Origin of the sequence: Streptococcus oralis, from assembly GCF_001579025.1 — a bacterium.
Taxonomy (GTDB): Bacteria; Bacillota; Bacilli; order Lactobacillales; family Streptococcaceae; genus Streptococcus; species Streptococcus oralis_X.
On record NZ_KQ970235.1, the window covers coordinates 810,360 to 820,577 of the forward strand.

The 10,218-nt window shown below is 40.0% G+C and carries 10 protein-coding genes; 2 read left to right on the forward strand and 8 right to left on the reverse strand.

All coding sequences use genetic code 11. The features are described from left to right. Positions 1-24: 24 nt before the first annotated feature. Entirely contained in the window at positions 25-1,179 is a 1,155-nt protein-coding gene (locus SORDD27_RS03855) for a DUF4352 domain-containing protein (RefSeq protein WP_061427439.1), read from the reverse strand. A 411-nt stretch (positions 1,180-1,590) separates the two neighbouring features. On the opposite strand from SORDD27_RS03855, the gene SORDD27_RS03860 reads away from it, so the two are divergent. After that, the gene (locus tag SORDD27_RS03860) at positions 1,591-3,309 is read left to right on the forward strand and encodes a phospho-sugar mutase (protein WP_061427440.1); all 1,719 of its coding nucleotides are present in this window, start codon (positions 1,591-1,593) and stop codon (positions 3,307-3,309) included. Between the two features lie 110 nt (positions 3,310-3,419). Beyond that, positions 3,420-3,767, forward strand: coding sequence for a DUF6568 family protein (locus SORDD27_RS03865; RefSeq protein WP_000434655.1), 348 nt, complete (start codon positions 3,420-3,422; stop codon positions 3,765-3,767). 37 nt (positions 3,768-3,804) lie between these two features. Here the strand turns inward: SORDD27_RS03865 and SORDD27_RS03870 are convergent, their stop codons facing one another. The 7 genes from SORDD27_RS03870 to SORDD27_RS10235 all read right to left on the reverse strand — a co-directional run. Then, positions 3,805-4,578 carry a potassium channel family protein gene (locus SORDD27_RS03870; protein WP_061427442.1) on the reverse strand — a complete coding sequence of 258 codons (774 nt, stop codon included), beginning with the start codon at positions 4,576-4,578 and terminating at the stop codon, positions 3,805-3,807. 87 nt (positions 4,579-4,665) lie between these two features. Next, a complete protein-coding gene (locus SORDD27_RS03875; protein ID WP_061427444.1) occupies positions 4,666-5,475 on the reverse strand; it encodes an MBL fold metallo-hydrolase in 810 nt (269 codons plus the stop codon). A gap of 1 nt (position 5,476) precedes the next feature. Beyond that, positions 5,477-6,826 (reverse strand): cell wall metabolism sensor histidine kinase VicK, encoded by a 1,350-nt coding sequence (gene vicK, locus SORDD27_RS03880; RefSeq protein WP_000568721.1) that lies wholly within the window; start codon positions 6,824-6,826, stop codon positions 5,477-5,479. Continuing rightward, entirely contained in the window at positions 6,819-7,526 is a 708-nt protein-coding gene (yycF, locus tag SORDD27_RS03885) for a response regulator YycF (protein ID WP_061427445.1), read from the reverse strand. The genes vicK and yycF overlap by 8 nt, the downstream gene beginning before the upstream one ends. A 56-nt stretch (positions 7,527-7,582) precedes the next feature. Continuing rightward, positions 7,583-8,761 (reverse strand): A/G-specific adenine glycosylase, encoded by a 1,179-nt coding sequence (gene mutY, locus SORDD27_RS03890; RefSeq protein WP_061427447.1) that lies wholly within the window; start codon positions 8,759-8,761, stop codon positions 7,583-7,585. 82 nt (positions 8,762-8,843) lie between these two features. Continuing rightward, the gene (gene pta / locus SORDD27_RS03895) at positions 8,844-9,818 is read right to left on the reverse strand and encodes a phosphate acetyltransferase (RefSeq protein WP_033629713.1); all 975 of its coding nucleotides are present in this window, start codon (positions 9,816-9,818) and stop codon (positions 8,844-8,846) included. Between the two features lie 43 nt (positions 9,819-9,861). After that, the coding region (locus tag SORDD27_RS10235; RefSeq protein ID WP_231069288.1) for an RluA family pseudouridine synthase at positions 9,862-10,218 on the reverse strand (357 nt) is incomplete at its 5' end.

The following is a 10,218-nucleotide window of genomic DNA, read 5'->3' on the forward strand; positions in this document are numbered from 1 at the left end:
GTTAACACTCGAACTTTTTTTAGCTTAATATCCAATGCCTCCACGGAATGTGCGAGCCATATCGTTTAAGTCGTAATTCTTAGAAGAGGTATCAATGGTCCATTTACCATCTTTCTTCGTCATTTTGATTTCATATCCCTCTTTTCTCATACTATCACTAGTATCTAGAGGAGTAGATTCAAATTGGCTTGGCGCGTTTTCTAAGATGTACTTCTCACCGGCTTTCATAGCCTCTGAGTAGCTGCTGTACTTACCTTTGTTTTCGTCATAGAATTTACTGCTCAATTCATAGACATTCAAGTTGTCCAAGTCAATCGTTTCAGGTCTTACATAGATAACAGCGTAATCAGGCAAGTATGTTTTAACTTTGTAATCAATTTTTGCTCGTTTAGAGTTTGCTTTGATATACGCCTCAGCAAATGTACGAAGCTCGGCATCTGAAGGTTTGTAGTTATAGAAACCTTTTCCGAATGATTCTACAAATTTCTTGATGAATTCTTCTCTATCAGCCTTCACATCGTTTGTAAATTCAGCATCACCATCAGAAGATTTTTTATCATCAGCAAGCGCAACAACTTGCGACTTATTATCAGTAGCACTTAGGTTCGTTCCACCACCAGAACTTTCCCCATTAAGGTAAACAGCATCGACATATTTTTTCATTACATCTTTCGCTTCATCAATATTGTCTTCATACTGACTTGGATCCACCTTGATTGCTACATCGTTATTCTTTTTAGAATTCTCTTTGATGTCATCATAAAAGCTAGGTGCGAAGTGGAGTTCATACTTAGCATTCTTGTCGACCTCATACACTACATAACCAGCAACACTCTTTCCTTTAGAAAGACTGTCACCATATGACATAAATTTCGTTTTACTGTCGCTTTCGTAGATTTGAATTGGTTGTAATTTTTCATCTTTTTCATTATAAAGCGTGATATCTTGGCTAGTAAAACTAAACTGTTTATCGCGATTGTTCTTGATTTCGACTTGAAGTGCAAGGTATGTTGATGATGAATCCTCATCTTTAGGCAATACATACATACCGTCTTTTACAGAAACCTCAAAGTTGGAGTTTGAAGCTGTACCATTGTCGCTTGCTTTTTTTTGAGCTCCACAGGCAACCAGTGCTAAAGTTGATAAAAGCAAAGCAGAATGCTTAAGAATTTTTTTCATAATGGATTCTCCTTTAATGATTTACTATATTTTACCATACGCAGAATAAAAATCAAAACAGAAACCAGATATTTTCAAAATATCTTAAATTTATAGAGTTTTAACTTAAATTTTTCTATTTGTTCGTTTGATACATTAAAGGATTCTTTATAAAAAGAATAGAATATAACAATATTTTTTGATTTTTTTCTTCAACAAACCCACAAAATGAATCATAAACTTTCATGTTATAAAGAATCTAATAATTAATTTTCATCCCTAACTTAGTATAAGTTAGCATGGTACCCACCATTTTCAGGCTAAAGTGCATAAGTAAATTTCCTACATTTTAAGTTATGCTAACGTTTTACTAAAATGTCAAATCGTGATATAATGAAAGCGATTAAAGCAAATAAACAAAGGAGACACTCTATGACTTACCAAGAAAATTATCAAAAATGGGTCGATTTTGCTGACCTTCCAGACTACCTTCGCCAAGACTTAATCAATATGGACGAAAAAACTAAGGAAGATGCCTTTTATACCAATCTTGAATTTGGTACTGCTGGTATGCGTGGTTTGATCGGTGCTGGTACAAACCGCATCAACATCTACGTTGTTCGTCAAGCTACCGAAGGTTTGGCTCGTTTGATTGAGTCAAAAGGTGGAAACGAAAAAGAACGTGGTGTGGCGATTGCCTATGATAGCCGTCACTTCTCACCTGAGTTTGCCTTTGAATCTGCGGCAGTTCTTGCAAAACATGGTATCAAATCTTACGTATTTGAAAGCCTCCGTCCAACTCCAGAACTCTCATTTGCAGTTCGTCACCTCAACTGTTTCGCAGGTATCATGATTACTGCCAGTCACAACCCTGCTCCATTTAACGGTTACAAGGTTTACGGAGAAGACGGTGGACAAATGCCTCCACACGATGCAGACGCTTTGACTACTTATATTCGTGCTATCGAAAATCCATTCGCTGTGGAAGTTGCTGATGTCGAAGCTGAAAAAGCTTCTGGCTTGATTGAAGTTATCGGCGAAGCTGTTGATGCAGAATACCTTAAAGAAGTTAAAGACGTAAACATCAACCCAACATTGATTGAAGAATTCGGTAAAGACATGAAGATTGTCTACACACCACTTCATGGAACGGGTGAAATGTTGGCTCGTCGTGCTCTTGCTCAAGCAGGATTTGACTCTGTTCAAGTTGTTGAAGCACAAGCAACTGCAGACCCTGATTTCTCTACTGTAAAATCTCCAAACCCAGAAAGCCAAGCAGCCTTTGCCCTTGCTGAAGAACTTGGTCGTCAAGTTGGTGCAGATGTGCTTGTTGCAACTGACCCTGACGCTGACCGTGTTGGTGTTGAAGTTCTTCAAAAAGATGGTAGCTACCTCAACCTTTCAGGTAACCAAATCGGCGCTATCATGGCTAAATACATCTTGGAAGCCCACAAAAATGCTGGAACTCTTCCTGAAAATGCAGCCCTCTGCAAATCCATCGTATCAACTGACTTGGTAACGAAGATTGCTGAAAGCTACGGCGCAACCATGTTCAACGTTTTGACAGGTTTCAAATTTATCGCTGAAAAAATCCAAGAATTTGAAGAAAAACACAATCACACTTACATGATGGGATTTGAAGAAAGCTTCGGTTACTTGATTAAACCATTCGTACGTGATAAAGATGCTATTCAAGCTGTTCTTGTCGTTGCTGAACTTGCTGCCTACTACCGTTCACGTGGTTTGACACTTGCTGACGGTATCGAAGAAATCTACAAAGAATACGGCTACTACGCTGAAAAGACTATCTCTGTTACCCTTTCTGGTGTTGATGGTGCTGAACAAATCAAATCGATTATGGCTAAGTTCCGTAACAATGCTCCAAAAGAATGGAACACAACAGCTATCACTGTCGTAGAAGACTTCAAGGCTCAAACTGCTACTGCTGCTGATGGTACTGTTACAAACTTGACAACTCCTCCAAGTGATGTTTTGAAATACACACTTGCTGACGGTTCATGGATTGCAGTTCGCCCTTCAGGTACAGAACCAAAAATCAAATTCTACATTGCTGTTGTGGGTGAAAGCAATGAAGATTCACAAGCTAAGATTGCCAACATCGAAGCAGAAATCAATGCGTTTGTAAAATAAGAAATTATAAAAGATGAGACCAACCAATCTCATCTTTTTTCGTATCAAATCTGAGCATTTTTAGAAACTTTATGGCATACTAGACTTATCAATGAAAGCGAGGTAATCTCATGGAACAATTTTTAGAAAACATTAAAGACCTTGAAGTCACTACAGTTGCGCGTGCGCAAGAAGCTCTTGATAAGAAAGAAACTGCAACCTTCTTTATCGGTCGCAAAACTTGCCCTTACTGCCGTAAATTTGCTGGTACCTTGGCAGGTGTCGTAGCTGAAACTAAAGCTCACATCTACTTCATCAACAGTGAAGAAGCAAGTCAACTCAATGAATTGCAAGAATTCCGCTCACGTTATGGAATTCCAACCGTACCAGGCTTTGTTCACATCACAGATGGCCAAATCAATGTCCGTTGCGACTCTTCCATGTCAGCACAAGAAATCAAGGAATTTGCTGGATTGTAAAAAAACCACTCATCGAGTGGTTTTTGTATAGTCTAAATTACTTTTTTTCAAGCAAGTCTTGTATCATTCTATGCAGTTCTTCTATCTTCTCAGATTGTTTCTCTAGTAATAATCTTTGAGTTATTAATTCGTCTTGGAGTTTATCAAACTTTATCTGATCATCTGAATTATCCTTTACAAAAAAGTTTGTCAAGGCACTCGTTAACATCCCTATTGTGCCAATACCAACAAGCATTAGTAAAACAGCTAACCACTTCCCAAAAATCGACGCAGGAACAATATCTCCATAACCAACAGTCGTTACAGTCACAAGCGCCCACCAAAGACTATCTGAGAATGATTTTTCTTCAACAACAGATAAAATTGAACTACCTACCAGTACAATAAAGGAATTGAGATAGAAAATATAAAGTAAGCCATTTGTTCGTAAGAGTTTTCCAACCTTCTTTTCCAACTTGCCAGTCAATCCAACGACTCTTAAAAGACGAGTTAGTTTCAGTAATTTTGTCAGCCTTGTTAGGCGGAAGATTCGCCCTAATCGAAATACTGTAAAAATAGCATTCAAAGGAAGGATAGCTAGCAAGTCGAAGATATTTTCAAGTACAAATCTCCATTTTTCTTTACTTGAAAAGAAGCGCCAACCATAATCTACCACAAAAACAAACCAAAGTAGCAAGTCAATAATACTGTAGGGTGGACTATCCAAATCAATCATCTCAGCAAATCCAAGCAAGACAAGGACAACGGATATCAATGCAAGTATTATAATCGTTGTGTCATAGTAATCCTTTAATAACCATTTTCTCTTCACACTGCTACTCCTTTAGTTTTTTTAATCATTATACCACACTAAATCCCTAATAAAATACAAAACAAAAGAAGGCACCCGCCTTCTTTTTTATATATCTGTCAATGGTGTTGCAGTATCTGGTGAGGTATCATAAACTTTAAAGTCTACTCCGACTCCCAGATCCGCTTGGGCTAGCTGGTTGACCATAGTCATATGAGCCAGCTCCTTGATATTGTTCTCTTTGGATAAATGCCCAAGATAGATTTTCTTAGTCCGATTTCCCATTGTACGAATCATGGCCTCAGCACCGTCTTCGTTGGAAAGGTGACCGAGATCCGATAGAATTCGCTGTTTGAGACGCCAAGCGTAAGATCCTGCTCGCAAAATCTCTACATCGTGGTTGGACTCGATGAGGTAACCGTCAGCATTTTCGACTATTCCAGCCATACGGTCACTAACATAACCTGTATCGGTCAACATGACGAAGCTCTTGTCGTCTTTCATAAAGCGGTAAAACTGTGGCGCTGCCGCATCATGGCTAACACCAAAACTCTCAATGTCGATATCGTCAAAGGTTTTGGTTTTGCCCATTTCAAAGATATGCTTTTGTGAAGAATCAACCTTGCCGAGATACTTACTATTTTCCATAGCCCGCCAAGTCTTTTCATTGGCGTAAAGATCCATGCCATATTTGCGAGCCAAGACACCGACTCCGTGGATATGGTCTGAATGCTCATGCGTAATCAGAATCGCATCCAGATCTTCAGGTTTGCGATTGATTTCAGCTAGCAGACTTGAAATTTTCTTACCAGACAAGCCCGCATCTATTAGGATTTTCTTTTTTGGGGTTTCCAGATAAAAGGAATTTCCACTGGAACCTGATGCTAAAATACTGTATTTAAAGCCTTTTTCACTCATTCTAGTCTTCTATTTCGTCCTCCCATATTTCTTCTTTTACGGCATCCTTATCATAAGGGAGCACAATGGTAAAGGTCGATCCCTTACCGTATTCACTTTTTGCCCAAATAAAGCCATTGTGTTGTTTGATGATTTCTTTTGCGATGGCCAGACCTAGACCAGTTCCACCTTGAGCCCGGCTTCTTGCACGATCCACACGGTAGAAACGGTCAAAAATCTTTGGCAAATCTTGCTTTGGAATACCTAGACCTTGGTCTTTGATAGATAAAATCATCTGGTCATCAGTGGTTTTCATGCTGACAGTGATTTTCCCACCATCTGGTGAGTACTTGATGGCATTGTTAAGAATATTATCAATCACCTGAGTCATCTTATCGGTATCAATCTCGATCCAAACTGAATTAATAGGGTAATCTCTGACAAGTTCATATTTTTTCTCGTCATCTTGACTTCTCATCTTATCAAAGCGGTTGAGAATAAAAGTGATGAATGCTGTAAAATTAATCAATTCCACATCTAGCTGACTTGTCGTATTATCAATACGAGAGAGATGCAAGAGATCTGTCACCATCCGCATCATACGGTTGGTTTCATCGAGTGAAACCTTGATAAAATCAGGAGCAACAGGATCATACAGAGCTCCCTCATCCAAGGCTTCAAGATAAGATTTAACACTGGTCAAAGGAGTTCGCAACTCGTGACTCACGTTCGAAACAAAGAGTCTTCGCTCACGCTCTTCCTTCTCCTGTTCGGTCGTATCATGTAAAACGGCAACCAAACCAGAGATGAAACCTGACTCACGGCGAACCAGAGCAAAACGTACACGAAGGCTTAGATATTCACCATTCACATCCTGGGAGTCAATCGTCAACTCAGGAATCTGTGTAATCAGGTCACGCAGCTCATACTCATCTTCTATCTTAAGCAATTCGAGGATGCTTTTATTCAGAACATCTTCTTTCTGCACACCGAGCTGTTTCTTGGCCATATCATTGATCATGGTAATCTGGCCACGGCGATTGGTCGCAAGAACGCCATCTGTCATGTAAGAAAGAATACTGTTCAATCGTTTACTCTCTTGTTCCAGATTTTCTTGGGTCAAGCGAATAACTTCTGACAAATCGTTCAGATTATTGGTGATATTGGTGATTTCTGTACTTCCTTGCAAGTCCAAAACTTGAGAATAATCACCTGCAATCAAGTCCTTAACCTTTTGATTTATCTCCTTTAGACGGATATTATCCCGACGATTTTCCAGTAACAGCAAGGTCACCACCAGGATAAAGCCAAGTAAAATCAGGATAAAGATAAAATCGCTGGTCAGAATAGTTTGTCTAATATCTTCAATCATTATTTCTCATATAGTATCCAACACCACGACGTGTGAGAATGTACTCTGGACGACTTGGAGTGTCTTCTATTTTCTCACGCAAGCGTCTAATGGTCACATCCACAGTACGAACATCACCAAAATAGTCATAACCCCATACAGTCTCAAGCAAGTGTTCACGCGTAATCACTTGACCAATATGAGATGCCAAGTGATACAAGAGTTCAAACTCACGGTGGGTCAAATCTAATTCCTCACCATATTTCTTAGCCACGTAAGCATCTGGAACGATTTCCAAATCACCGATTTGTAACGGTTGCGCCTTCTTCTCATCAGACTCTTGGCTATCCACAGAAACTAGGTCTGTACGACGAAGCAGGGCCTTGACACGAGCCTGCAACTCACGGTTTGAGAAAGGTTTTGTAACATAATCGTCTGCACCTAACTCCAAACCAATAACCTTGTCAAACTCGCTATCCTTAGCTGATAGCATGATAATCGGCACACTACTAGTCTTACGAATAGCTTTAGCAACTTCTAAACCATCAATTTCAGGTAGCATCAAGTCGAGGATAATAATATCTGGTTGCTCAGCTTCAAATAGCTCGATTGCCTCACGACCATTGAAGGCTGTAACGACTTCATAACCTTCCTTGGCCATATTAAACTTAATAATATCTGAGATTGGTTTCTCATCATCTACAATTAATATTTTTTTCATTTTATCACCTTTTCTCTATCTATTATAACAAAAAAATGCAAAGAAGGCACAAATGGCTACTGTAAGCCTTCATCTTCAAGAACTGTTTTATAAGCCTGCCAAATTTTTTGTTGAGGCTTCGCAAGTGGATAATCAGAAAACTCCTGAGGAGAAACCCAGCGAATTTCTCTGTCCGAAAACTGTTTTGTTTCCGCTACTTGACCAGCTAGGATTTGAATATGCCATTTCCGATGACTAAATACATGCTTGACCTGATCAAATACTTGCTGGGACCAATTCACTTCTAAATCATAATCTTGCTCAAAGTTTTCTTGAGGACTTGGCCCAAATACTCTGCTTTCCTCTTTGACTTGTGAAAAGAGATCTAGCTGATCGTCATCACTTGAGAAATCATCAACTTCGATCAAGGGGAAATGCCAAAAACCGGCTAGCAGTTTCTCGCTTTCATTTTTCTTAAGTAGATATTGACCATGGTCATTGCGTACAACCAAAGCCTTGAGATAAATTGGGAGAGGCTTTTTATTGGGTTCCTTAATCGGATATACATCCATAGTTCCATTCTGATAGGCTGCGCTAAAATCCTTAACAGGACTTTCTTCTGGTCGAGGGTTAACTGGTGCCTCTATGTCAGAACCTAAATCCATCAGAGCTTGGTTAAAGTCACCTGGTCGTTTCGGGTCAATCAAGATTTCCATCATAGCTTGGAAAATCTTTCGATTGCTGGGAACTCCGATATCATGATTAACCTCAAACAAGCGTGCCAAAACTCGCATGACATTGCCATCGACCGCTGGCTCAGGCAAATTAAAAGCGATACTGGAAATAGCTCCCGCAGTATAAGGGCCAATCCCTTTCAGGCAAGATATTCCTTCATAGGTGTTTGGAAATTGACCACCAAAATCAGCCATAATCTGCTGGGCTGCAGTCTGCATATTGCGCACTCGAGAATAATAGCCCAATCCCTCCCAAGCCTTCAACAGACGCTCTTCAGGCGCATTCGCCAGACTTTCAACAGTTGGAAACCAGTCCAAGAATCGCTCGTAGTATGGAATAACTGTATCCACCCTGGTCTGCTGGAGCATGATTTCAGATACCCAGATGTGATAAGGATTTTTACTTCTCCTCCAAGGTAAATCTCGCTTGTTTTCATCATACCAATTGAGGAGTTTCTCACGAAAAGAAATGATCTTCTCCTCTGGCCACATGACGATACCGTATTCTTTCAAATCTAACATATATCTAGTATAACATAGAAGCTTCTAACTGTCCTTTTCTCAGTACTAAAAAGCCTCTTCCCATGGGAAAGAGGACTAAATCTTATTGATGAACTGCTTGAGCTGCTGTGATAAGGGTCAACTTGTACACATCATCTGCATTACATCCACGAGAAAGGTCGTTAACTGGTTTGTTCAAACCTTGCAAAACAGGTCCTACAGCCGCAAAACCACCAAGGCGCTCAGCCATCTTGTAACCGATATTTCCGGCTTCGATACCTGGGAAGATAAAGACATTTGCTTGACCAGCTACATTACTTCCTGGAGCTTTAAGAGCTGCAGTTTCAGGAACAAAGGCAGCGTCAAATTGCAATTCACCATCAATCTCAAGGTCAGGGCGCAAGTCGTGAGCAATTTTTGTAGCTTCCACTACCTTATCAACACTTTCACCAAAACCTGAACCTTTAGTAGAATAGCTTAGCATGGCAATTTTAGGTTCAATACCAAACATCTTAGCTGTGATTGCTGAATTGATCGCGATTTCAGCCAAGGCTTCTGCATCTGGATTGATGTTAATGGCACAGTCTCCAAATAGGTAACGTTCTGTACCACGTACCATAAGGAAGGCACCTGAAGTACGAGTTACGTTTGGACGAGTTTTGATGATTTGTAGGGCTGGGCGAACTGTTGAGGCAGTTGAGTGAATCGCACCAGATACCATACCGTCAACCAAGCCCAAGTAGACTAGCATCACACCAAAGTAGTTGACATCTTCAACCAAAACTTTGCGCGCTTCTTCTTCAGTCATTTTGCCCTTACGACGCTCTACTAAAGCAGCAACCATTTCTTCAAATCGAGGATAGTGTTGAGGGTCAATGACTTCATAACCATCCATGATTCCTTCAATTTCAAGATAAATTTTAATTTTTTCAGGATTTCCAAGCAAAACAGGAATTACTTCTGTTTCTTTTACCAAGCGTTTTGTCGCTTGGAGAATACGTGGCTCTTCCCCTTCAGGGAGAACGATACGAGCATTTTTGCCAACCAGGTTGGCTTTGAGACTTTCAAAAACTTCCATGAGTTTTCTCCTTTAAGAAAATAAATTATACTCCAAACAATTTTTAAAGAGTATTAGTTGATAACTGAGTAATAAGATTGCTGAAATCATCCGGTAAGGGGCTTTCTAGCTGCAAATCTTGCTCTAGAAAGGGATGATAAAAAGATAAATAATGACAATGCAGAGCCTGGCGCTGAATCCCATCGTCTAGGCTGCCTCCATAGAGATCGTCTCCCAACAAAGGAAAACCGATATGAGAAAAATGCACTCGTATCTGATGAGTTCGCCCAGTATGCAGGCGAATATCGACTAGGTGAATATTTCTATAAGACGCTACAACTTTGTAAGACGTATGGGCGTATTTCCCACCTTTGGCAACCCGTCTCGTGATAATGGAATCTTCATCACGCGCAATCGGGGC

Excerpts from the sequence above, each read along its gene's own strand:
- SORDD27_RS03855 (WP_061427439.1), bottom strand. The coding sequence starts at position 1,179 with ATGAAAAAAATTCTTAAGCATTCTGCTTTGCTTTTATCAACTTTAGCA.
- SORDD27_RS03860 (WP_061427440.1), top strand. The coding sequence starts at position 1,591 with ATGACTTACCAAGAAAATTATCAAAAATGGGTCGATTTTGCTGACCTT.
- SORDD27_RS03865 (WP_000434655.1), top strand. The coding sequence starts at position 3,420 with ATGGAACAATTTTTAGAAAACATTAAAGACCTTGAAGTCACTACAGTT.
- SORDD27_RS03875 (WP_061427444.1), bottom strand. The coding sequence starts at position 5,475 with ATGAGTGAAAAAGGCTTTAAATACAGTATTTTAGCATCAGGTTCCAGT.
- vicK (WP_000568721.1), bottom strand. The coding sequence starts at position 6,826 with ATGATTGAAGATATTAGACAAACTATTCTGACCAGCGATTTTATCTTT.
- yycF (WP_061427445.1), bottom strand. The coding sequence starts at position 7,526 with ATGAAAAAAATATTAATTGTAGATGATGAGAAACCAATCTCAGATATT.
- mutY (WP_061427447.1), bottom strand. The coding sequence starts at position 8,761 with ATGTTAGATTTGAAAGAATACGGTATCGTCATGTGGCCAGAGGAGAAG.
- pta (WP_033629713.1), bottom strand. The coding sequence starts at position 9,818 with ATGGAAGTTTTTGAAAGTCTCAAAGCCAACCTGGTTGGCAAAAATGCT.